The organism is Streptomyces sp. Je 1-332, assembly GCF_040730185.1.
Taxonomy (GTDB): domain Bacteria; phylum Actinomycetota; class Actinomycetes; order Streptomycetales; family Streptomycetaceae; genus Streptomyces.
Map to the genome: position 1 here is coordinate 1,422,966 of NZ_CP160402.1, position 22,598 is coordinate 1,445,563.

Annotated in this window: 23 protein-coding genes; 8 read left to right on the forward strand and 15 right to left on the reverse strand. The window is 70.9% G+C overall.

Annotated elements, in window-relative coordinates:
• The first annotated feature begins 68 nt into the window (after positions 1 to 68).
• The 3 genes from ABXJ52_RS06670 to ABXJ52_RS06680 all read left to right on the forward strand — a co-directional run bounded on the left by ABXJ52_RS06670 (position 69) and on the right by ABXJ52_RS06680 (position 2,250).
• The gene (locus tag ABXJ52_RS06670; protein ID WP_367040103.1) at positions 69 to 542 is read left to right on the forward strand and encodes a VOC family protein; all 474 of its coding nucleotides are present in this window, start codon (positions 69 to 71) and stop codon (positions 540 to 542) included.
• A gap of 143 nt (positions 543 to 685) precedes the next feature.
• Complete coding sequence (locus tag ABXJ52_RS06675; RefSeq protein WP_367040105.1) at positions 686 to 1,672, forward strand: aldo/keto reductase; 987 nt, start codon at positions 686 to 688, stop codon at positions 1,670 to 1,672.
• A gap of 47 nt (positions 1,673 to 1,719) precedes the next feature.
• A complete protein-coding gene (locus ABXJ52_RS06680) occupies positions 1,720 to 2,250 on the forward strand; it encodes a DUF6314 family protein (protein ID WP_367040107.1) in 531 nt (176 codons plus the stop codon).
• On the opposite strand, the gene ABXJ52_RS06685 is transcribed toward ABXJ52_RS06680, so the two are convergent.
• A complete protein-coding gene (locus ABXJ52_RS06685) occupies positions 2,165 to 2,803 on the reverse strand; it encodes a deaminase (protein ID WP_367040109.1) in 639 nt (212 codons plus the stop codon). The two genes, ABXJ52_RS06680 and ABXJ52_RS06685, sit on opposite strands and share 86 nt — an antisense overlap.
• Before the next feature lie 137 nt (positions 2,804 to 2,940).
• A complete protein-coding gene (locus ABXJ52_RS06690) occupies positions 2,941 to 4,386 on the reverse strand; it encodes a PLP-dependent aminotransferase family protein (protein ID WP_367040111.1) in 1,446 nt (481 codons plus the stop codon).
• Here ABXJ52_RS06690 and ABXJ52_RS06695 point away from each other — a divergent pair.
• Both ABXJ52_RS06695 and ABXJ52_RS06700 read left to right on the forward strand, forming a co-directional pair.
• The gene (locus ABXJ52_RS06695; protein WP_367040112.1) at positions 4,385 to 5,317 is read left to right on the forward strand and encodes a DMT family transporter; all 933 of its coding nucleotides are present in this window, start codon (positions 4,385 to 4,387) and stop codon (positions 5,315 to 5,317) included. The two genes, ABXJ52_RS06690 and ABXJ52_RS06695, sit on opposite strands and share 2 nt — an antisense overlap.
• A 91-nt stretch (positions 5,318 to 5,408) precedes the next feature.
• On the forward strand, positions 5,409 to 5,603 hold the full coding sequence (locus ABXJ52_RS06700) for a DUF1918 domain-containing protein (protein ID WP_367040113.1): 195 nt from the start codon (positions 5,409 to 5,411) through the stop codon (positions 5,601 to 5,603).
• A gap of 18 nt (positions 5,604 to 5,621) precedes the next feature.
• Here the strand turns inward: ABXJ52_RS06700 and ABXJ52_RS06705 are convergent, their stop codons facing one another.
• Positions 5,622 to 6,854 (reverse strand): family 10 glycosylhydrolase, encoded by a 1,233-nt coding sequence (locus ABXJ52_RS06705; protein WP_367040115.1) that lies wholly within the window; start codon positions 6,852 to 6,854, stop codon positions 5,622 to 5,624.
• A gap of 179 nt (positions 6,855 to 7,033) precedes the next feature.
• Between ABXJ52_RS06705 and ABXJ52_RS06710 the strand changes: the two genes are divergently transcribed.
• Entirely contained in the window at positions 7,034 to 7,894 is an 861-nt protein-coding gene (locus ABXJ52_RS06710) for a 3-hydroxybutyryl-CoA dehydrogenase (RefSeq protein WP_363210927.1), read from the forward strand.
• A 199-nt stretch (positions 7,895 to 8,093) separates the two neighbouring features.
• The gene (locus ABXJ52_RS06715) at positions 8,094 to 8,351 is read left to right on the forward strand and encodes a hypothetical protein (RefSeq protein WP_367040116.1); all 258 of its coding nucleotides are present in this window, start codon (positions 8,094 to 8,096) and stop codon (positions 8,349 to 8,351) included.
• Here the strand turns inward: ABXJ52_RS06715 and ABXJ52_RS06720 are convergent.
• From ABXJ52_RS06720 to infC, 10 genes are all read right to left on the reverse strand, one after another.
• The gene (locus ABXJ52_RS06720) at positions 8,348 to 8,890 is read right to left on the reverse strand and encodes an NUDIX hydrolase (protein ID WP_367040117.1); all 543 of its coding nucleotides are present in this window, start codon (positions 8,888 to 8,890) and stop codon (positions 8,348 to 8,350) included. The genes ABXJ52_RS06715 and ABXJ52_RS06720 overlap by 4 nt on opposite strands.
• Before the next feature lie 76 nt (positions 8,891 to 8,966).
• The gene (locus ABXJ52_RS06725) at positions 8,967 to 10,316 is read right to left on the reverse strand and encodes a transcriptional regulator (protein ID WP_367040120.1); all 1,350 of its coding nucleotides are present in this window, start codon (positions 10,314 to 10,316) and stop codon (positions 8,967 to 8,969) included.
• A gap of 269 nt (positions 10,317 to 10,585) precedes the next feature.
• Positions 10,586 to 11,575 carry a PP2C family protein-serine/threonine phosphatase gene (locus tag ABXJ52_RS06730; protein WP_367048848.1) on the reverse strand — a complete coding sequence of 330 codons (990 nt, stop codon included), beginning with the start codon at positions 11,573 to 11,575 and terminating at the stop codon, positions 10,586 to 10,588.
• Positions 11,576 to 12,004: 429 nt separating this feature from the next.
• Positions 12,005 to 14,515 (reverse strand): phenylalanine--tRNA ligase subunit beta, encoded by a 2,511-nt coding sequence (pheT, locus tag ABXJ52_RS06735; RefSeq protein ID WP_367040123.1) that lies wholly within the window; start codon positions 14,513 to 14,515, stop codon positions 12,005 to 12,007.
• Positions 14,515 to 15,645 carry a phenylalanine--tRNA ligase subunit alpha gene (pheS, locus tag ABXJ52_RS06740; RefSeq protein ID WP_367040124.1) on the reverse strand — a complete coding sequence of 377 codons (1,131 nt, stop codon included), beginning with the start codon at positions 15,643 to 15,645 and terminating at the stop codon, positions 14,515 to 14,517. Before pheS ends, pheT begins: the two co-directional genes overlap by 1 nt.
• Before the next feature lie 178 nt (positions 15,646 to 15,823).
• A complete protein-coding gene (locus ABXJ52_RS06745) occupies positions 15,824 to 16,975 on the reverse strand; it encodes an ATP-binding protein (RefSeq protein WP_367040125.1) in 1,152 nt (383 codons plus the stop codon).
• 55 nt (positions 16,976 to 17,030) lie between these two features.
• The gene (locus ABXJ52_RS06750; RefSeq protein WP_367040127.1) at positions 17,031 to 17,876 is read right to left on the reverse strand and encodes an RNA methyltransferase; all 846 of its coding nucleotides are present in this window, start codon (positions 17,874 to 17,876) and stop codon (positions 17,031 to 17,033) included.
• A gap of 152 nt (positions 17,877 to 18,028) precedes the next feature.
• Positions 18,029 to 18,412, reverse strand: coding sequence for a 50S ribosomal protein L20 (gene rplT, locus ABXJ52_RS06755; protein WP_003970214.1), 384 nt, complete (start codon positions 18,410 to 18,412; stop codon positions 18,029 to 18,031).
• 94 nt (positions 18,413 to 18,506) lie between these two features.
• Positions 18,507 to 18,701, reverse strand: coding sequence for a 50S ribosomal protein L35 (rpmI, locus tag ABXJ52_RS06760; RefSeq protein WP_030560333.1), 195 nt, complete (start codon positions 18,699 to 18,701; stop codon positions 18,507 to 18,509).
• A gap of 105 nt (positions 18,702 to 18,806) precedes the next feature.
• Entirely contained in the window at positions 18,807 to 19,481 is a 675-nt protein-coding gene (gene infC, locus ABXJ52_RS06765) for a translation initiation factor IF-3 (protein ID WP_367048850.1), read from the reverse strand.
• 400 nt (positions 19,482 to 19,881) lie between these two features.
• Between infC and ABXJ52_RS06770 the strand changes: the two genes are divergently transcribed.
• Positions 19,882 to 20,268: a DUF1844 domain-containing protein gene (locus tag ABXJ52_RS06770; protein ID WP_367040130.1), complete on the forward strand. Its 387-nt coding sequence runs from the start codon at positions 19,882 to 19,884 to the stop codon at positions 20,266 to 20,268.
• Between the two features lie 2 nt (positions 20,269 to 20,270).
• Here the strand turns inward: ABXJ52_RS06770 and ABXJ52_RS06775 are convergent, their stop codons facing one another.
• Both ABXJ52_RS06775 and ABXJ52_RS06780 read right to left on the reverse strand, forming a co-directional pair.
• Positions 20,271 to 21,005 (reverse strand): SseB family protein, encoded by a 735-nt coding sequence (locus tag ABXJ52_RS06775; RefSeq protein WP_367040132.1) that lies wholly within the window; start codon positions 21,003 to 21,005, stop codon positions 20,271 to 20,273.
• Between the two features lie 96 nt (positions 21,006 to 21,101).
• On the reverse strand, positions 21,102 to 22,304 hold the full coding sequence (locus ABXJ52_RS06780; RefSeq protein WP_367040134.1) for an IS110 family transposase: 1,203 nt from the start codon (positions 22,302 to 22,304) through the stop codon (positions 21,102 to 21,104).
• Positions 22,305 to 22,598 lie beyond the last annotated feature (294 nt).

The window sequence follows — 22,598 nt, forward strand, 5'->3', positions numbered from 1 at the left end:
GACGGCCAGCCAGACAGGCAGAGACAGTCAGACGCCCGCACTGACCCGCCCGACGACAGGAGAGAGTCATGCCTCGCATCACGCCCACCCTCTGGTTCGACACACAGGGCGAGGAAGCCGCCACGTTCTACGTCTCCGTCTTCCCGAACTCGAAGATCACGAACGTCTCCCACTACGGCGACGCGGGGCCGCGCCCTGCGGGGACCGTGATGACCGTCGAGTTCGAGCTCGACGGCCAGCCGTACCTGGCGCTCAACGGAGGCCCCCAGTTCACCTTCAACGAGGCACTCTCCCTGACGATCGACTGCGCCGACCAGGAAGAGGTCGACCACTACTGGACGAAGCTCTCCGACGGCGGCGAGGAAGGCCCCTGCGGCTGGCTCAAGGACAAGTTCGGCCTCTCCTGGCAGGTCGTCCCCACCGCCCTGGAAGAACTCGTGTCCGACCCCGACCCGGCACGGGCCCAGCGCGCCATGGCGGCGATGCTCGGCATGCAGAAGATCGATGTGGCGGCGCTGTACGCGGCGGCGGACCAGAAGTGAACGCCGGGAACGCAGGGAACGCCGTGTAAGCCGGGAACACCTCAAGGCCCCCCGAACTGGTTTGACTTGGAGTCGACTCCAGCTCCTAGGGTCGGAGCCGTCCGCCCGCACCAGGGCACACTGCTCCACCTGGAGGTACCGGCATGACCAGCGTTCCCACCCGCCGTCTCGGCGCACTGACCGTCTCGGCGCAGGGGCTCGGCTGCATGGGGATGAGCCATGCGTACGGCGCCTCGGACGACGCGCAGTCCATCGCGACGCTCCACCGCGCCCTCGACCTCGGCGTCACCCTGCTCGACACCTCCGACTTCTACGGCGCGGGGCACAACGAAGAGCTGATCGGCCGCGCGCTGGCCGGCCGGCGCGAGCAGGCCGTTCTCGCCACGAAGTTCGGCTTCGCCAACCGCCTCGGCGAGCCGGTGGAGATCAGGGGCGACGCCGCCTACGTACGTCAGGCGTGCGATGCCTCGCTGCGGCGGCTCGGGGTCGACCACATCGACCTGTACTACCTGCACCGCGTCGACCAGAACGTGCCCATCGAGGAGACCGTCGGTGCGATGGCGGAGCTCGTCGAGGCCGGGAAGGTACGTCACCTCGAGCTCTCCGAGGCGAGCGCGGGCACGATCCGGCGGGCGCACGCGGTGCATCCGATCGCCGCGCTGCAGAGCGAGTGGTCGCTGTGGACGCGGGACCTGGAGGCGGAGATCGCGCCGGTCTGCCGCGAGCTCGGCATCGGCATCGTGCCGTTCTCACCGCTCGGGCGCGGCTTCCTGACCGGGCGCTACACCTCGGTCGCCGGTCTCCAGGAAGGGGACATGCGGCGCAGCCAGCCGCGGTTCGCCGACGGGAACCTGGAGCGCAATCTGCCCATCGTCACCGCCCTCAACAAGCTGGCCGAGGAGAAGGGCGTCACCGCGGGGCAGCTCGCCCTCGCCTGGGTGCAGCACCGCGGCGACGACGTGGTGCCGATCCCGGGCACGCGCCGGGAGAAGTACCTCACGGAGAACCTGGGCGCGCTCGCCGTCGAGCTGTCCGCGGAGGAACTCGCGGCGATCGACGCGGCGGCACCGGCGGGTGCGGTCGCAGGGACGCGGTACGACGAGAACAGCCTCGGATTCGTCGACAAGTAGACATCCCGGGACGCAGGCCGGGGACGGCGGCCGCGTAGCCTGCGGGCATGCCCTTTCCGGATGAAGCAGCCACGCACGACGGCACGCGACATGGCGTGCCGGACGTGCTGGCGTACCTGGCCGGGGCCTGGCAGGTGGTACGGACGGCGCGGGATCTGGCGGGCAACGCGGAGGGGCACTTCTCGGGCACGACGGTGTTCACCCCGTCCGACGACGGCGGCCTCCTGAGCCACGAGTCCGGCGTCTTCACCTGGCGCGGCACCCCCCGCCCCGCCGAACGCACCCTCCGCTTCGTGCCGGGGGGCGACCCGGCCACCGCGCACGTCCAGTTCGCCGACGGCCGCCCCTTCCACGACCTGGACCTGCGCACCGGCCGTCACACCGCCGACCACCCGTGCGGACTCGATCTCTACCGGGGCGAGTTCGAGGTGTACGACGACCGCCGCTGGCTGACGCGCTGGCGGGTGGCGGGCCCCACCAAGGACCTGATCCTCACGACGGCGTACACGCGATGCGACCCCACAGCGCCGCGCACAGCTCCGCTACGTCCTCCGTCTCCGGAAAATCCGGACCGGTAGCGATCCGTACGGCTTCCGGGGCGATCGCCGCGTTGCTCCGCACGGTCGGATGCCCGGCGCCGCGCAGCTGCACGATGCCGCGCAGGAACAGGACGTTGGCACACGTCTCCCAGGCGACATCCCCCAAGGCTTCCGCCGACGACGACGGTTGCCCGGTGGCCAGCGCCCACGGGTCACGCGCGACGTACCGCACCGTCCCGACCCCCGTGAAGGCGGCCGCCGCAGCGCACATCGCGCACGGCTCGTGGCTGCTCCACAGGACATGACCACCCAGTTCCCGCTCCGTACGCACGCTCGCAAGTGCGTTCATCTCCGCGTGCGCGAGGGGCGTCCCCTGGAGGACGTCGTCCCCGCCCGGAGGGTCGTACGCCCGGTTGCGCCCCTCGGCGACGATCGCCCCCGCCTCGTCGGTGAGCACTGCGCCGACCGCGAGCCCGCCGCCACGCAGGGATCGGTGGGCGAGTTCGAGGCAGCGCCTGGCCGCCGGAGCGAGCCGCTGCCAGGCAGCGCCGAACTCCTCGGACAGGGCCTCCCCCGGCCATGCCGGACTCACGGCCGGCCCCCACATGTCGTGCGGCCCTCGGCCACCGAGACGCGAACAAACATGCGGTGATCCTGGAGGGCTCGGCTGCGCAGGTCAAGGCCGCACCGGAGCCACGAGCCTCGCGACCAGCCAGCAGCCAGCCCGCCTCAGCGGGAGGCCCCCCGCACCTCGTCGAACGCCACGCGCAGCCTCCGTACCCCCTCGGCGATCTCCCCGGCCCCGGCGACCGCCGCGAAGCTCATCCTCAGGTGTGCCGCCGGGGGTTCGGCCGCGAAGTAGGGGCGGCCGGGGGCCACCGCGACGCCTGCGCGGAGGGCCGCGCCCGTCAGGGCCGACTCGTCCGTGCCGTCGGGCAGGCGCAGCCACAGGAGGTAGCCGCCCGCGGGGATGTGCGGCAGGGCGAGTTCGGGCAGGTTCAGGCGCAGGGCCGCTGCCATCGCGTCCCTGCGGTCCTTCAACTCGCCCGCCACGCGCCGCAGATGGCGCGGCCAGGCCGGGGAGCCGACCAGTTCCAGCGCCGCCTCCTGGAGCGGTCTCGGCACGAAGAAGTGGTCGACGACCTGGATCGCGCGCAGCCGTTCCAGGACTGGCCCGCGGGCCGCGAGCGCGCTCACCCGGAAGCTCGGCGACGTGGCCTTGGTGAGCGAACAGACGTGCACGACGACTCCGTCGGGGTCGTCGGACTGCAGGGGCCTCGGCAGCGGCCCCGCGTCCTCGTGGACGAGGCGGCGCACGAAGTCGTCCTCGATGACGAAGGCCCCGGCCTCGCGCGCGATGCGCAGCACCTCCGGGCGCCGCTCGGCCGACAGCACCGCCCCCGTCGGGTTCTGGAACAGCGGCTGGCAGACGAACACCCGCGCCCCCGTGGCCCTGAACGCCGCGGCGAGCAGCTCGGGGCGTACGCCGTCCTCGTCCACCGGCACCGGGACCGGCCGCAGGCCCGCCGCGCGGGCGATGGCCAGCATGCCGGGATACGTGGGCGACTCGACGAGGACCGGCGCACCCGGCGGCGCGAGCGCCCGCAGCGCCGTGGTGAGCCCGCTCTGGCCGCCCGCGGTGATCAGCACCTCGGCGGCCGTGATCGCGCCGCCGATGCCCCGCGCGAACCACTCCCGCAGCTCGGGCAGGCCGTCGATCGGCGGCCTCCCCCACGCGCCGGGCCGCCGCCCCGCCCGGGCGAGGGCCGCCGCCATCGCGCGCTCGGGTTGCAGCGACGGGTGCAGATAGCCGCCGTTGAACTCGATGACGCCGTGCGAGGGCGCCGCCAGCGTGACCAGGACCCCGGAGGCGTCCACCGCCCGCGGCACGAGCTCCGTGGCCGCGTCGGCGCTCAGCGACACCTCCTGCCACGAGGTGTCCCCCGCGGGTGCGGCGGCGCCCTGCGGCTCCGCACGGAAGACACCGGCGCCCGGCCGCGTGACGACCAGGCCCTCGGCTGCCAGCTGCCCCAGGGCCCGCGACACCGTCACCGGACTGACCCTGAAACGGTCGACCAGAGACCGGCTCGACGGCAGCTTTTCACCGGGTGAGTAGCGGTTCAGCTCGACCCGCAACTGTTTTGCCAACTCAGCGACACTGCTACTATCTTGCATGACAGCACAGGATAGCGCTACTCGCCCGAGCCGGATAGCGGTTCCCGCAGCCGCGGAGATCCCGCAGGACAGCTCCCGCCGCGCAGGCACCGTCATGGCCGCGCTCGGCGTCACCGCCTTCTCGCTCACCTTTCCCTCCACCGCCTGGGGCCTGGAGGGCATCGGCCCCTGGTCGTTCGTGGCCCTGCGCGTCGTACTGAGCGCGGTCATCGCGGGCGGCGCCCTGCTCGCCCTGCGCGTCCCGCTGCCCGCACGCCGCCACTGGGCCGGGCTCGCCGTCGTCGCCGCCGGGGTCGTCGTCGGCTTCCCGCTGCTCACCACGCTCGCCCTGCAGACGTCCACCACCGCCCACGCGGCCGTGGTCGTCGGCCTGCTCCCGCTGACCACCGCCGTGTTCTCGGCGCTGCGCACCGGGGCACGGCCCTCGCGGACGTTCTGGACCGCGGCCCTCGCCGGCGCGGCGGCGGTGATCGCGTTCACGGTCCAGCAGAGCGGCGGCGCCCTGTCGACCGCCGACCTGTACCTCTTCGCCTCGCTCCTCATCTGCGCCGCCGGCTACACGGAGGGTGGCCGTCTCGCGCGCGAGATGCCGGGCTGGCAGGTCATCGGCTGGGCGCTGGTCCTGTGCCTGCCGCTCGCCGTGGCGGGGGCCGCCTTCGCCCTCCAGTACGAGTCCTTCCAGCTCACCGGGCACAGCACGGCGGGGCTGCTCTACGCGGCCATCGGCTCGCAGTTCCTCGGCCTGGTCGTCTGGTACCGCGGCATGGCGGCGATCGGCGTGCCCAAGGCCAGCCAGCTCCAGCTCGCGCAGCCGCTGCTCACGCTGGTCTGGTCGGTGTTCCTGCTCGGCGAGCACCTCACGATCGCCGCACCGCTGACCGCCGCCGCCGTCCTCGTGTGCATCGCGGTCACGCAACGGGCCCGCGGCTAGACGCCGACGGCCGGGCCCCAGGTCCGGCCACCGGACGTAGACTGACGGCCACGGAAAGCAACCGCAGGGTGGGACGAGGAGGTCGCTCCAGATGCGTGCAACCGTAGGCGACGAGCTGGTGCTGCACGGCAGGACCGTCGGGCAGCACGACCGGATCGCACAGGTCGTCGAGGTGCTCGGCGCGAACGGCGGTCCGCCGTATCGCGTCCGCTTCGACGACGGCCACGAGACGCTGCTGTCACCGGGCCCCGACACCGTCGTACGGCATCAGGACCCGGCTTCCTGACTCCGGGCGCGGGACCGGTCAGCGGGGTGGCTCGGCCGGCTTTCGGTAGTGGTCGGCGACCACCCGCGCCATCGCGCCGATCTTGTCCACGCCCACTTCCTTCGCCGAGAAGTACACATGGCCGCGCGCCTGCGGGAACTTCTTGGCGTACGTGAGGTGGCGGGACAGCTCGGCGGGGTCCTGCCAGGGGGCGGCCTGCGCGGGGTCGCCCGCCTTGTAGAGGGCCTCCCCCACATACAGCCGCACGCCCGTGCCCTCGACGACGTCGGCCCACCAGGGCAGCAGCTTGCCGTAGTCCGCGGCGGCGAAGCCGATGTTCCAGTAGAGCTGCGGGCAGATGTAGTCGAGCCAGCCCTTCTTGACCCAGCCGCGGGTGTCGGCGTACAGATCGTCGTACGTCTGCACGCCCGCCCGGGTGTCCGAACCGAGCGGATCGGTCGAGGCGTTGCGCCAGACCCCGAACGGACTGACCCCGAACTGCACGCGCTTACGCGCCTTCTTGATCCGCGTCCCCATCTCGCGCACCAGGCGGTCGATGTTGTCGCGCCGCCAGGCGGCACGGTCCGGGAAGCCGCCGCCGTGGAGCGCGAAGGCCTCGTCGTCGTCGAAGACCTGCCCGGCGACCGGGTACGGGTAGAAGTAGTCGTCCCAGTGCACCGCGTCGATCGCGTAGTGGCGCACGGCGTCGAGCATCGCGTCCTGGACGAAGCGCCGCACCTCGGGCAGACCGGGGTTGTAGTAGAGCTTCCCGCCGTAGGGCACGACCCACTCGGGGTGCAGCCGCGCGGGGTGCGTCGGGACGAGGCGCGAGGGGTCCGTGTGGTTGGCGATGCGGAAGGGGTTGAACCAGGCGTGCAGTTCGAGGCCCCTGCTGTGCGCCTCGGCCACGGCCGTGCCCAGCGGGTCCCAGCCGGGGTGCTTGCCCTGCACGCCGGTGAGGCACTCCGCCCACGGTTCGTACGGCGACGGCCACAACGCGTCGGCGGTGGGCCGCACTTGGAAGACCACGGCGTTCAGCCGGCGCCGTACGGCCGTGTCGAGATGGGCGATCAGTTCGGCGCGCTGCTCGGCCGCCGGCAGTCCGGGCTTCGAGGGCCAGTCGCGGTTGACGACGGTCGCCAGCCACATGCCCCGCAGTTCCCGGCGCGAGGGGGCCTTCCCGGGCACCGCCGCCGCGTCCCCCGCGGCTGTGAGCCCCGCCACCATCGCGGCTGCCGCAATCGTGAAACCTCGGCGTGACATACGCCTCATCCGCTCGCCCCCTGGCCTGTATATCCGCCGGAACCGCTGCTTGTACCGGACAGCATGCCCGACCCGGCACGTCACGCACCTGAGGTTCGGCGGTAACGTTCACCGCTGGGGCAGACACCGCATCCATACGGGGGACTGCCCGCCCGTTGATCAGCGAAAGGCACGAGGTGACCGACTCTATGCCCGACATCGCACGCGTCGGAGTAGTGGGCTGCGGCCAGATGGGCGCCGGGATCGCGGAGGTCTGCGCCCGCTCCGGACTGGACGTGATGGTCGCGGAGACCACCGGCGAGGCCCTGGAGATCGGCCGCACCCGGCTCTACAACTCCCTCTCCAAGGCCGCCGAGCGCGGCAAGATCTCGGAGGAGGAGCGGGACGAGACGCTCGCCCGCCTCAGCTTCACGACCGACCTCGGGGAGTTCTCCGACCGCGACCTCGTCATCGAGGCGGTCGTCGAGAACGAGGCGGTCAAGACCGAGATCTTCCAGGTACTCGACCAGGTGGTGACCCGGCAGGACGCGATCCTCGCCTCCAACACCTCCTCCATCCCGCTGGTGAAGCTGGCCGTCGCGACCTCGCGCCCCGACGCCGTCATCGGCATCCACTTCTTCAACCCGGCCCCGGTGCAGCAGCTCGTCGAGCTGATCCCCGCGCTCACCACGTCCGAGGGGACGATCAGCCGCGCGCAGTCCATGGTCGAGAAGGTGCTCGGCAAGCACGCGATCCGCGCCCAGGACCGCTCGGGCTTCGTGGTCAACGCGCTGCTCATCCCGTATCTGCTCTCCGCGATCCGGATGTTCGAGTCGGGCATCGCGAGCCGCGAGGACATCGACAACGGCATGGAGATGGGCTGCGCCCACCCGATGGGTCCGCTCAAGCTCGCCGACCTGATCGGCCTCGACACCGTCGCCTCGGTCGCGGACAGCATGTACGCCGAGTACAAGGAGCCGCTGTACGCCGCTCCCCCGCTGCTCCAGCGGATGGTGGACGCAGGCAGGCTCGGCCGCAAGTCCGGCTCGGGCTTCTACCCGTACGGCTGACGCGGCTCACACCTGCACCCGGAACTTCGCACCGCACGCGGGCCCGGCACTCGATCGAGTGCCGGGCCCGCGGCGTTCACACACCGTGTGCGCCATGGGCTCGCATATGCCCTTCGCACACTCTCCCGCCCCGGCCACCAGGCGAGTTGACTTTCCGTGTGCATCAGGGGGATCGACAGCTACAGAAAGGAGCGGACCAGTGACCGCCGACCCCGAGCATCGGGTGGTCCCCGAAGAACTCGCCGAGTTACGCCGCAGCTTGGACGTGGGTCTGACCCGCGTCGACGGACAGCTGGCGTTGCTCACCCAACACGACGAACAGAGCGTCAAGAACCAGGACGAGTTGACCGTGAGGATCACCGCACTCGAGCACACACGCTGGCCGCTGCCCGCACTTCTCGCCTTGACGGCGGTCGGTGCGTTAGCCGTGGCAGTTTGGCAGGCCATCGGTCGTTAGTGCGCGTCCTGGCCCAGGCGCAGGTGGTGCAGGAGAAGTAGGGCCGCCGCCATGTTGGCGGCCGGTACTTCTCCGCGGGCCACCATGTCAGGGACGAGTTTGAGTGGGACCCATTCACGGCGGTCGGACTCGAAGTCGTCCTCGGGATGACCGATGTAGGTGCACTCATCCGACCAGTAGATGTGGTGCCTCGCATCGGTGAGCCCATTGGACGGCTCGACACTCATCAGGTGTCGTAACGGGCCCGGCCGCCAGCCGGTCTCTTCCTCCATTTCCCGGGCTGCCGCGTACGCGAGGTCCTCGCCGTCCTCGACGACGCCGGCCGCGAGTTCCCAGCCCCAGCTGTCCGTGATGAAGCGGTGCCGCCAGAGCAGCAGCACCTCGTTGGACTCGTTGACCGCGGTGGCCACGGCGACGGGCCGCAGCCGTATCAGGAAGTGGTCGAGGTGCCGGCCGTCGGGCAGCTCCACGTCTGCCAGATTGACCGTGAACCACCTGTTTCCATACACAGTTTGTTCGCTTTGTTTCGTCCACTGCACGGTTCTGCCACCTTCCGCCGAGTAGATGGCAATATCGCAGCAGGAGGGTGTTCAGAGCAGTGGTGCGCGCCTCACGTCACAGCGGTACGCGCAGCGCCCCGTCGATGAGTTCGGCCGCCTCGGCCGTGCCCGCGCAGTCGCTGCGTACCAGGTGTTCCCGCACGGCCCGCAGCCGGTCGCGCAGCCGTTGGGACTCCATCCCCCGTGCCTGCTCCGCCATTTCCACCGCCGTGGCCACCGCCTCGTCGGTGTTTCCCTGGCGCAGTTCGATCTGGCTGAGCATGGCGAGCCGGTGCACCCGGCCCCGGTCGTGAGCCGGCGTGTCCACCGCCGCCGCCGCATGTTCGTACGCTCCCGCGAGGTCGCCGAGGCTGAGCAGCGCCTCCGCCACTTGTACGTTGACGAGTCCGGGCTGGACATAGCCCGTCTCGTCAGGCTCGCGCCCACGCCGGATGCGGTCCGCCGCGCCTTCGGCACGCCGGATGCAGGACAGGGCGCTGCTGCCGTCGCCCAGGTGTGCGTACGACTTGGCCTGCATGGCGTAGAGATCGGAGGCGAGTGCCGGGGTCAGTTCCCGCCCCGCGGCACGCAGGGCGGCCTCCGCGAAGGCCACCGCCTGGCGGTACTCGCGCATGAACAGGGACTGGTTGACGAGCAGCGCGATGACGTAGGCGCCAAGTCCCCTGTCGCCGCTGGCCTTTGCCAGGCGCAGGGCCTGGTGGAAGTAGCGCTGGGCCAGGCCGTGCGCGTCCGAGTCATAGGCGCAGATACCGGCGATGGCCACCAACCCGCCGGTGGATCTGTGCAGTTGGCGCCCCGTCTCGTCCGTGTAGCTGCCGCGCAGCAGGGGCGCGGCCTCGGCGTTGAGGAAGCCGACGATGCGGGTGCGGGTCGCGATGCCGCCGGCCTTGCGGTACATCTGCTCGTAGTGGGCGCGGGCCGCGCGCATCATGTCGATGTCAGCCGTGCTCACCTGGTGCCTGCCGCCGCGCGACACGTCCACGTCCTCGGGCGGGTTCTCCCACTCCCATACGGGCATCACCGCGGGTGTTCCCGTGACCGCGGGTGCGCCGAGGAGGTGCGGGCGCTGCTGTTCGTCCGAGCGCCACAGGGCCGTGGCCCGCTCCACGAAACCGGAGAGCGTCGAGGCCATGGTGTGGTGTCCGACGGCCGGCAGGCCCGGCACGCCGAGGCCGATGTCGTCGAGGGTGACGGTGCGCTGGAGCCGCCCCGCGAGTACCTCGCAGATCAGGTCGGGCACCTGGCCGCGTGGGCGCTGGCCCTTCAACCACCGGGAGACGGCGGTGTGTTCGTACCGCAGGGCGAGGCCGCGCCTCTTCCCCGCCTGATTGACGTGGGCAGCCAGGCCCGCGTGGGAGATTCCCGCCTCGTCGAGGATCGCGTCGAGCAGGGTATTGGGCTGCATGGAGGCCCTCCGGTGACTCGGTGTGGCCAGCGTAGTAGAGGTGGCTTCACACGGGGTGTGAACGGAACGCCCGAATCCGGGGGGTGTGCGCTCTGCCGTCGCCACTCCTGTCACGCTTGACTGGGATTCCTCACAAGGAGGCCGGCCGGGCCGCCGGCTCCCCCTCGAAAAGTACGGCGGTCCTCATGGGCGCCGTCCGATCCCCGTCGTCTGCCCGACACCTACAGGCGGGGTCGGGCGGCGCACGGCCGGCGGAGGTTGACGGTGCGTCACGTCATGGTGTTCTGCCGGCGCACCGTCTCCCCCTGCTGTACGGGCACGCGCCGGCGGTCGTTGCGCAGGATCAGGAGCGCGGCATCGTCGGTGGGGAACCGCCCCGCGTGGCGCATGAGTTGGGCGTACACCGCGCGGATCACGGTCTGGGGCGCGACCGGCGGGACGCGCACCGCTTCGGTGAGCGCCGCCTGGAGCGGGAAGAACCGTCCGGCCGCGTCCCGCGCGTCCTCCATGCCGTCCGTGTGCAGGACGAGTGCCTCCCCCGGAAGGAGTGACCCGCAGTGCAGCAGGGGCAGTTCGGGCGGGAGCGGGAAAGGTCCGAGCGGCGGCAACGGGTCCCCGCCCGCGACCGGCTCGGCGCACCCGCCCAGGCGGTACGGCCAGGGGTGCCCGCAGTTGAGGGCGGTCATCTCACCGTCCGGGCCGATCTCCATCAGGAGTACGGTGACGAACTCCTCGGCCAGGGGGCTTTCCGGTGCCGGAGCGCCGTTCGCCGGGTGCTCGGCCCGCGACCGCTCCCGCAGATGCCGCCCCAGGGCGCGCTCCAACTTCCTGAGCACCTGGGCCAGTTCGGGTTCCTCGTGCGCCGCCTCGCGGAAGCTGCCGAGCACGGCGGCGGCCGTGCTGATGGCGGCCAGGCCGTGCCCGCGCACGTCGCCCATGACGACGCGGACGCCGTGGTCCGTGGCCACCACCTCGTACAGATCCCCGCCGACGGAGGCGCCGCGGGACGCGGAGAGCCGTCCGGCCGCGACCGTGAGGCCTTCGACGCGGGGCGGCAGCGGGCGCAGCAGGACATTCTGCGCGGCGCCCGCGATCTCACGGAGCTGACGCAACTCCCGCAGCAGCGAGCCGCGGACCTGCAATATCAGACCGGCGCCGACGGCGAAGAAGACCGCGCTGGTGACGATCCGCGCCTCCAGGCCGTCCCGCTGGGCGAGCGGGCAGACGAGTTTGTACGTGATGGCGGCCGCGCCCCACACGGCGGGCAGGCCGAGCGCGAGAACGCGCCGGATCCGCGGCGGGTCCACCCGGAACACCTTCGGCCCGGCCCTCACTCGGAACCTTGCCCCGCTCGCTGTCCTGCTCGCGGCCCTGCCTGCGGTCCTGCTCCCAGCCCTGCCAGCGACCCTGCCCCTGACCCTGCTCCTTGCCCGGAGCAGCACCCGTCGGGGAGCTCCAGCCCTCATACGGATCATGCCGACGGCCCCCCTAAGGCCCTGTTCAGCGTGCGGTCCGCGCAGCCCGTACAGATCACGGCCCTTGCGGCCGGACTGATTCTGTCGACCGCCTGAGCCGATCGGACCAGGGAGGGCTCACTAGTCACTCAAACGAGTGAAGGGCGCATCCGTAGACCCGGATACGCCCTTCTTTGCGCCTCTTGTGCGCCTGGCGGCGACTACTGGCGGTGACTACGCTCCGCGCAGCACCGCGCCGGTCCGCTCGGCCGCCAGCGCGACGGCGGCGTCACGGGCCGCGGATGCCTCGTCGACGGTCAGCGTGCGGTCGGCCGCGCGGAAACGCAGCGCGTACGCCAGGGACTTCTTGCCCTCGCCGATCTGCTCGCCCTCGAAGACGTCGAACAGCCGGATGGACTCGAGGAGTTCACCCGCGCCCTCGCGCAGCACCTTCTCCACGTCGGCGGCGGGCACGCCCCCGTCGACGACCAGCGCGACGTCCTGCGTGGCGACCGGGAAGGTGGAGATCTTCGGGCCCTGCGGGACGCCGGTGCTCGCCTCCTCCAGACGGTCCAGATCCAGCTCCATCGCGCAGGTGCGCGCGGGCAGCGAGAGCGCCTTCACGACGCGCGGGTGCAGCTCGCCCGCGTGCCCGATGACCTGCTCCGCTCCATCGATCACGACGGCGAGCTCGGCGCACCGGCCCGGGTGCCACGGGCCGTACTGGCCCTGGCGCACGAGCAGTTCGGTGCCCGACTCGGCGGCGAGCACGCGCGCGGCCTCGATCGCGTCGGCCCACTCGGACGGCCGGCCCTTGCCCCACCAGCCGGCCTGCTCGCGGGCGCCCGCGAGGACGACGGCGGCGTGCCGGGGCTGGACGGGGAGCGCCTCGGTCAGGGAGGCGATCTCCTCGTCCGTGGGACGGCGGTCCACGGGAAGACGCACCGCGACACGGGCTTCGTCACGCGGCTGGAAGACCAGCCCCGTCTCGAAGAGCGCCAGGTCGTGGCTGCCGCGGCCTTCGTTGCGGCGCAGCGCGCCGAGCAGCCCCGGCAGCAGCGTCGTACGAAGAGCGGGCTCCTCGTCGGAGAGCGGGTTGACCAGCTTCACGACCCTGCGCTTGGGGTCGCCGGGCTCCAGGCCCAGCTGGTCGAAGACCTGCTCGCCGATGAAGGGGTAGGTCGGCGCCTCGACGAAGCCGCTGCCGGCGAGGGCGCGTCCGACACGGCGGTGCAGCCGCTGCCTGCCGGTCAGGCCGCGGCCCGCGGGGGGCTTGGGCAGCGTCGAGGGGAGGTTCTCGTACCCCTCGAGGCGGATGACCTCTTCGGCGAGGTCGTTCGGCTCGGCGAGGTCGGGCCGCCAGGACGGCACGGTGACGGTCAGGGCGTCCTGGCCGTAGACGTCACAGCCGACCTCCTGGAGGCGGCGCACGACGGTCTCGCGGCCGTACTCCACCCCGGCGACCTTGTCCGGGTGATCGGCGGGCATGGCGATCGTGTGCGGCGCGGAGGGCGCGATGACCTCGGTGACGCCGGCATCGGCGGTGCCGCCCGCGAGCAGCACGAGGAGGTCCACCGTGCGCTGCGCGGCGGCGGACGCGGCCTGCGGGTCGACGCCGCGCTCGAAGCGCTTGGCCGCCTCCGAGGGCAGCTTGTGGCGCCGGGCCGTGCGGGCGATGGAGATCGCGTCGAAGTGCGCGGCCTCGATGACGACGTCGGTCGTACCGGCGGCCTCTTCGTGGTCCGCGATCTCGGTGTTGGCGCCGCCCATGACGCCCGCGAGGCCGATCGGGCCGCGGTCGTCGGTGATGACCAGGTCCTCGGCGTCGAGGACGCGCTTGGCGCCGTCGAGCGTCGTGAACTTCTCGCCCTGCTCGGCACGGCGCACGCCGATCGTGCCCTCGATGCGGGAGCGGTCGTAGGCGTGCAGGGGCTGGCCGAGCTCCAGCATCACGTAGTTCGTGATGTCGACGGCGAGCGAGATCGGGCGCATGCCCGCCTTCTGCAGGCGGCGCTGGAGCCAGATCGGCGAGCGGGCCTCGGGCTTCAGGCCCGTGACCGTGCGCGCGGTGAAGCGGTCGCAGCCGCGCGGGTCGGAGATCTTGACGGGGTAGCCGAAGGAGTTCGGCGCGGGCACGTCGAGGAGCGCCGGGTCGCGCAGCGGCAGGCCGTACGCGATGGCGGCCTCGCGGGCGACACCGCGCATCGAGAGCGCGTACCCGCGGTCGGGCGTGACGGCGATGTCCAGGACCTCGTCGACCAGTTCGAGCAGCTTGATGGCGTCGGTGCCGGCCTCGTGCTCGGGCGGCAGGACGATGATGCCGCCGCTGCCGTCGTCGCCCATGCCCAGCTCGTCGCCGGAGCAGATCATGCCGTGCGACGTCTTGCCGTACGTCTTTCGCGCGGCGATCTTGAAGTCGCCGGGCAGGACGGCACCGGGAAGCACGACGACGACCTTGTCGCCCACGGCGAAGTTCCGGGCGCCGCAGACGATCTCCTGCGGCTCGCCCGTGCCGTTGGCCTGGCCGACGTCGACCGTGCAGAAACGGATGGGCTTCTTGAAGCCCTCCAGCTCCTCGATGGTGAGGACCTTGCCGACGACGAGCGGGCCGGTGAGGCCGGCGCCCGTCTGCTCGACGGTCTCGACCTCGAGGCCGACCTCGATCAGCTTGGCCTGTACGTCACGGCCGGTCTCGGAGGCGGGGAGATCGACGTACTCCCGCAGCCAGGAAAGCGGGACCCGCATCAGATCTCCATCCCGAAGGGCCGGGTGAACCGGACGTCACCCTCGACCATGTCTCGCATGTCTTCGACGTTGTGGCGGAACATCAGCATCCGTTCGATGCCGAACCCGAAGGCGAATCCGCTGTACTTCTGGGGGTCGACGCCGCAGGCGGTGAGCACCTTCGGGTTGACCATGCCGCAGCCGCCCAGCTCGATCCAGCCCTCGCTGCCGCAGGTGCGGCAGGGGCGGTCGGGGTTGCCCACGGACTCGCCACGGCAGACGTAGCAGACCATGTCCATCTCGGCGGACGGCTCGGTGAACGGGAAGTAGTTCGGGCGCAGGCGGGTCTTCATGTCCGCGCCGAAGAGCGACTGGACCATGTGGTCCAGGGTGCCCTTGAGGTCGGCCATGGTCAGGCCCTCGTCCACGGCGAGCAGCTCGATCTGGTGGAAGACCGGGGTGTGCGTCGCGTCCAGCTCGTCCGTGCGGTACACACGGCCGGGGCAGACGATGTAGACGGGCGGCTCACGGCGTTCCAGCAGCGCGCGGGCCTGCACGGGCGAGGTGTGCGTGCGCAGCACGACACCGGACTCGTCGCCTTCGGTACCCTTCGGGCCCTCGACGAAGAAGGTGTCCTGCATCTGCCGGGCCGGGTGGTCCGGGGTGAAGTTCAGGGCGTCGAAGTTGAACCACTCCGCCTCGACCTCGGGGCCCTCCGCGATCTCGTAGCCCATCGCGACGAAGACGTCGGCGACACGCTCCATGAACGTAGTCAGCGGGTGCCTGGCACCGGCCGGGACGCGGTCGTACGGCAGCGTGACGTCCACTGCCTCCTCGACGAGCACCCGGGCGTCGCGCTCGGCCTCGAGCTCGCTCTGGCGGGCGGCGAGCGCCTTGCTGACCGCGCCGCGCGCCATGCCGACGCGCTTGCCGGCCTCGGCCTTGGCCTGCGGGGGCAGCGCGCCGATCTCGCGGTTGGCGAGGGCCAGCGGCGAGGTACCGCCGGTGTGCGCGACCTTGGCCTCCTGGAGCTGTTCGAGGTCGCCCGCGGCGGCGAAGGCGGCGAGCGCCTCGTCCCGCATGCGCTCGATCTCTTCAGGTTTCAGTGCCTCGACCTCAACAGGGTCGTACGACTTGTTCGGTGCCGACATCTCTTCCCGTGCTTCCGGTTGGCTGGTGATGGTCCCCGTCTACGACTCGGAGACGAATCGTCCACAGATCAGGGACGCAAACGTGCCAAGGATCGAGTCTAACGGGGGTGACGCGGGTGAATGAGCCCGCGGGCTGTGCTCAGGCGGATCAGAAGTGATCAGTGGTGACCGGAGAAGGTCACAGGAGATACGCCGGAGTGCCCACGGGCAACGTAAATCGGAACTGGGCGCCGCCACCGGGTGCGCGGCCGACGGTGATCGTCCCGCCGTGCGCTTCGACGATGCCCTTCACGATGTACAAGCCAAGTCCCGTCCCGCCGCGTTTGCTGCCCCGCCAGAAGCGGGTGAAGACGCGGCCCATCGATTCCTCCGGAATGCCCGTTCCCTCGTCGCTCACGGTCACGGCCGTCTCGGCCCCGCCCCGCTCGCGCGGGGATGCCGTCGACGAAGCCGCTGCCACGTCGATGGTGACGGTTCCTTCGCCGTGCCGCACGGCATTTTCCAGCAGGTTGCTCAGCACCTGGTCGATCTTGTCGGGGTCGGCCCAGAGGTCGGGCATCGGCTGCTCGATCCGTACGAGGAAGCGGTCGGCGTCCTGGCCGGATGCGACATGGGCCTGGATGTGGCGGCCGACGGCGGCGCCGATGTCGACGGGCTGGCGGCGCAGCTCGAGCCGCCCGGAGTCGATGCGGGAGATGTCGAGGAGCTCGGCGATGAGGCGCGTGACGCGGTTGGCGTCGGCGTCCACCGTCTCCAGCATCAGCTTCTTCTGGTCGTCGGTGAAGCGCTCCCATTTGGCGAGCAGCGTCGCGGTGAAGCCCTTCACGGAGGTGAGGGGCGAGCGGAGCTCGTGGGCGACGGTGGCGATCAGCTCGGCATGGCTGCGCTCGGTGCGGCGGCGGGCCTCGGTATCGCGGATGGAGACGACGACGCGGCGGACGGGGCCGGTGGGCGCGGTGCGCACGTAGCGAGCGGAGACGAGGACCTCACGCCCGCCGGGGAGCAGCAGATTGCGCTCGGGCTGGGCGAAGCGGGTGGCAAGACCGCCGTACGGATCGGTCAGCTGCCACCAGCGGCGGCCTTCGAGATCCTCCAACGGAAGGGCGCGCTCGAGCGGCGCGCCCAGGGCGTCGGCGGCGCGCACGGCGGTGATGCGCTCGGCCGCCGCGTTGAAGCAGATGACGCGCCCCGTCTCGTCCGCGACGACGAGGCCGTCCGGCAGGTCGTCCGGGTCGAGGCCGAGCCCGCCGAGGTCACCGAGGGCGCCATGGTCCGCGCGAGTGGACAGGATGTCCTGTACCCCCGGTGATCTGCTCGTGCCGATGCTCATTCCCCGTACCCCACCTCTCGGACCGGCGCAGGAGGCCTCCGAGCCCGTCACCCTACTAGCTGGGGGTGACGGAACGGCACCCTCCAGCCGCACGCTGTGCACGGGCGGACGCATAGAGGCACACGGCTGCCGCCGTCGCGAGGTTGAGGCTTTCGGCTCTGCCGTGGATCGGAACGCGCACCACGGCGTCGGCGAGTGCGCGGGTCTCCTCCGGGAGCCCCCAGGCCTCGTTGCCGAAGACCCAGGCGGACGGCGTGCCCATGGTGCCCTTGTCGAGTTCGTCGTCGAGGTCGTCATCGCCCGCGCCATCGGCGGCGAGGATGCGTACACCCGCGTCCTTCAGCCCCTGGACGGCCCGCTCGACGGGTACGCCGACGGCGACGGGCAGGTGGAACAGCGAACCGACCGACGCGCGCACGCACTTGGGGTTGTAGAGGTCCACGGAGGCGTCCGTCAGGACGACGGCGTCGGCCCCGGCCGCGTCGGCACACCGCAGTACGGTGCCGGCGTTCCCGGGGTCACGGACGTGCGCGAGGACGGCGACCAGCTTGGGCCTGGCGGCCAGGATCCCGTCGAAGGGAGTGTCCAGGAACCGGCAGACACCGACGAGCCCCTGCGGCGTGACGGTCGTGGAGATGTCGGCGATGACGTCCTCGTCCGCCAGATGCACCCGGGCCCCCGCGGCACGGGCTTCCCCCACGATGTCGGCGTACCGATCCGCGGCCTCGACGGTGGCGAACAGCTCGACCAGCGTGTCCGGATGCGCGGCACCCTCCCGCACGGCCTGCGGCCCCTCAGCGAGAAACAGTCGCTCCTTCCCCCGAAAGTTCCGCTTGCCCAGCCGCCGGGCGGCGCTGACGCGGGGGGACTTGGGGGAGATCAACTCGGGGCTGGCGGGCATCAAGTCACTTTCGTGAAGCGGGGGCGCCCCGTAAGGGGCGCGGGGAACTGCGCGACCAGCCGAATGCGGCCGACAGTCGACGGACAACGGACGCAAGCGGACCCGCAAGCCACAGGCTTGCGGGTCCGGTCACGTTCAGCTCAACGCGAGGTTCAGGCAGCCTTCGGCGCGTTGACGTCCGAAGGCAGAGCCTTCTGCGCAACCTCGACGAGCGCCGCGAAGGCGTTCGCGTCGTTGACGGCGAGCTCCGCGAGGATCTTGCGGTCCACCTCGATGTTGGCGGCCTTCAGACCCTGGATGAGGCGGTTGTACGTCATGCCGTTCTGGCGGGCAGCGGCGTTGATGCGCTGGATCCACAGCTGACGGAAGTCGCCCTTGCGCTTCTTGCGGTCGTTGTAGTTGTAGACCAGGGAGTGGGTGACCTGCTCCTTGGCCTTGCGGTACAGGCGCGAGCGCTGGCCGCGGTAGCCGCTTGCGGCTTCGAGGATCGCCCGACGCTTCTTGTGGGCGTTGACTGCCCGCTTGACGCGTGCCACTTGTTAACTCCTTGTAGCGGGGCCGTGGTTGGACTCACACGACCCGGTATCGATTGGGTCCCGGTCAGAGTTCAGGCGCGGTGTGCGCCCGGACTCACTTGCCGAGAAGCTTCTTGATCTTCTTGGCGTCGCCCGGGGCCATCTCGGCGTTGCCGGTGAGGCGACGCGTCAGACGGGACGACTTGTGCTCGAGCAGGTGGCGCTTGCCGGCGCGCTCACGGAGCACCTTGCCGGAGCCGGTGATCTTGAAGCGCTTGCTGGCACCGCTGTGCGTCTTGTTCTTCGGCATAGCGCCGTTCTCTCCTCGTCAGTGGCACTCGGATGCCCGGTCGTGAAACCGGGCATCCGGGAACCGTATGTGTCAGTTGGCGATCCCCGGACTCGCGTCCTGGGATCAGGCCTCGGCCGGGGCCTCTGCAGGGGCTTCGGCGGCGGCCTCGGCAGGAGCCTCTGCGGGCTCCTCGTCCTCGGCGGAGTTCTGCGAGCGGCCCGGGTTGGCCTTCGCGTCCGCCTTGCGGACCGCCTGGGCCTCGCGAGCCTCGGCCATGGCTTCGGTCTTCTTCTTGTGCGGACCGAGGACCATGATCATGTTTCGGCCGTCCTGCTTCGGGTTCGACTCGATGAACCCGAGGTCTTCGACGTCGTTCGCGAGACGCTGCAGCAGTCGGTAGCCGAGTTCCGGCCTGGACTGCTCGCGACCACGGAACATGATCGTGATCTTGACCTTGTCGCCCTGCTTGAGGAACCGGACGACGTGACCCTTCTTGGTGTCATAGTCGTGCGGGTCGATCTTCGGCCGGAGCTTCATCTCCTTGATGACCGTGTGCGCCTGGTTCTTGCGCGCCTCACGGGCCTTCATGGCCGACTCGTACTTGAACTTCCCGTAGTCCATGAGCTTGCACACGGGCGGACGGGCGGTCGCCGCCACCTCGACCAGGTCGAGGTCGTACTCCTGTGCGAGCTCCAGGGCCTTGGCAAGCGGAACAATCCCGACCTGCTCGCCGCTGGGACCGACAAGTCGCACCTCGGGAACGCGAATCCGGTCGTTGATGCGGGGCTCGGCGCTGATGGATCCTCCTCGGTAGCACCACGCGGCGGTCTGGCGGACAGCCGCGTTACGTCTGTTTTATCGACCAACCGAGTGAGTACATGAAAAATGCCCCAACCGATCACAGGAAGGGGCTCCATTACTACCGGAGCACCTCCGCGATGATCGCGGGGCGCATCTCGGGCCTGCCGTAGTCTCGGGGACTGCGGCCGCCTGACCGGTGACCCGCCACTAAGGGAGCGGCAAGGTGGGAAGCGGAGCCTCCACTTGTGGGCCGGGTCTCTGCGTGGCACGCGAGTGTCCGGCCGGTCGTTACACAAGGTTAGCAGGTCCACGGGGGTGGGGCTAACCGACGGTGCCCGCGGGCTGCCGCGGACTCCCGCGGACCGCTCCGGGCAGGGCTCCGCTTATCGTGTGGGACATGAGCGACGCGACCCCCTCCCCCGAGTCCGGCACCGGCCCGGTCTCCGATTCTCCCGACTTCGACACCCTGACGCGTGACATCGCGGACGTCCCCGCGGTCGAGGTGATCACCACGGTCGCCGTCCACCTGATGAGCGCGGCAGCCGTGAACCTCGGTCTCGCCGAGGGCGGCGAGGGCCACAAGGACCTCGACGAGGCCCGCAAGCTGATCCACTCGCTCGCCGGTCTGATGGACGCGAGCGCCACGGAGATCTCCTCGTTCCACGCGGCCCCGCTGCGCGACGGCCTGAAGTCGCTGCAGCTGGCCTTCCGTGAGGCGTCCGAGGTTCCGGACGAGCCGGGTCAGGGCCCGGGCGAGAAGTACACGGGCCCGGTCTTCGGCTGAGCTCAGCCTTCCCGTACGTAGAAGGGCTCGCCCGGTGGCGTCGCCCCGGCCGGCAGCAGTGCCAGGTCGAGGCCGCTGACCAGGCGGGCCCTCAGTGTTTCGTCGGCCGCGATGTGCCGGGCGACGCGCTGCGCGGCTTCGGCGGGGTCGGCCGAGGGGTCGATGACGAGCGCGAGGGTGCCGTCCGCGGTGCCCGCGCCGAGGTAGGCCCGCAGGACTGCCGGCTCGCTGGCGACGGACGCGCGCACGGCGGCCGTGACGGCGGGGTCGGAGAGCGGGTCCCGGGTGTGGCGGCCTTCGGAGAGCGCGATCAGGGCGGGCCGGTTGATCTCGTAGGGGACGGGTCCCGCGAGGTCGAGGACGATCGTGTCGGCCTGCTCGTGCGCGGCGGCCTGGAGCGCCTGGTGCAGGGGGACGGCGACGGGCCGGGCCTCCGGGTCCCACAGGGCGAGGGTCTCGGTCGAGGTGAACGCGGGCAGCGCCTTGCGGTCACCCGCCTTGAGGGTGGGGACCGCCATGTCGCTGGTCTTCTCGCGGCGCAGCCCGTTCTCGTCCTCCTCGACCTCGCCGAGCACGGCGACGACGGGAACGAGGAGCCGGGCGCCGGCGAGTGCCTCCAGAACGGCCCCGTGGGCCGTACGGTCCTGCGCCCAAGCGGCCAGGGCCGCGGTGAGCCGGGGGTCACCGGCCCCGTCGTCATCGGAGAAACCGGGGTCCGGGATGTTCTTGTTCGCCACGACGCCGACCCTATCGAGCGCGCCGTCACCCCCATCGACCGGTTCCGCTCGAGGCTGCCGCCAACCGCGCCGGGGGGGGTGCCTCTATGTCTTTCGTCAAGCGAGGCGTGGGGTTCTGGGTTCGTAGAAGGTGCCGTCGCGGAGCATTGCAAACAGCACGTTGATCCGTTGTCGGGCGAGGCGGAGGAGCGCTTGGGTGTGGGTTTTTCCTCTGGCCCGGCATTTGTCGTAATAGGTGCGGGAGGCAGGATCGTGCAGGGCAGCGAACGCGGACAGGAACATCGCGCGTTTGAGCTGCCGGTTGCCGCCCCGTGGGGCGTGTTCGCCGTGGATCGAGGTCCCGGAGGACTTGGTGGTGGGGGCGAGGCCGGCGTAGGAGGCGAGGTGGGCGGCGGTGGGGAAGCTGGTGCCGTCGCCGACGGTGACCAGCAGTGCGGCGGCGGTCCTGACGCCGACGCCGGGCAGCGACGTCAGGACCTTGGAAAGAGGGTGGTCCTCCAGCAGGGCTGCGATCTGGGATTCTGCCGCCCGTCGTTGCTCGTGAACGGCGCCGAGCGAGCGGGCCAGCGAGGGGATCACGATGTCCAGGGTGCCGGTGCCCGGGACCACGACGGTCTGCTCGTCGAGTGCATCGAAGACGTCGTCGGTCAGCCGTTTTGCCATGCGCGGGGCTTTGGGCCGGACCACCTCAACCAGCCTGCGGCGTCCGGCTCTTCGCAGCGCGGCTGGGGATCCGTAGCGTTCCAGCAGCCAGGTGACCGCCGGGTGATCCAGACGCGGGCCCAGGACCCGTTCCAGGGACGGGTGGAACTGGGTGAGCAGGCCCCGGATCCGGTTGGATGTGCGGGTGGCCTCGGCCGCCAGGTCCTGGTCGAAGCCGACGAGGACGGTGAGCTCGGCGGTGATCTCGTCGGTCAGCTGAAGCGAGCGAAGGGTGTGCGGCATGGTGCGGGCGGCGTCCGCGATGACGGCCGCGTCGCGGGCATCGGTCTTTGCCTCGCCCGGGTAGAGGTCAGCGATCCGTCGCATCGAAAGGCCCGGCAGGTAGGCGACCTGGCAGCCCGTGTCGCGGGCCACTGTCAGCGGCAGAGCGCCGATCGAGGCCGGCTGGTCCACGACGACCAGGACGGTGCCGAACTTCTCGCGGAGCTTGTCGAAGACCTGCCGCAGCTTCGGTTCGGTGTTGGGCAGTTGCTTGTCGAAGACTTTCTTGCCGGCCGGGGTGAGTCCGTGTCCGTGGTGAGCGCTCTTCCCCACGTCCAGGCCCAGGAAGACACCTATCTCGTCGTACTCGTTCAAACCGTCCTCCCGAACGGACGTTGTGCGTGCTGGCCTGGGCGTTGGCGTCGTGCGCGCATCCACGTTATGCAGACCTGCCGCCTGCGAAGGACCGGGCATTGCGCTCGGCCGGGCGGTAGTCGGACCTCTCATCAGCGTCTCCAACGGCGCCTCTCGGGCCCGGTGGCACCACCCCCCAGGTCATCGCTTCGACAGGGGGGACCAGCCATGCCGGGCCCGGAGGCCAGCGGCCCTCTTGCAGGACCGCGGAAAACATAACGGGGGGGAGCCCGCCGCTACCCGGCCGCCAGCCGA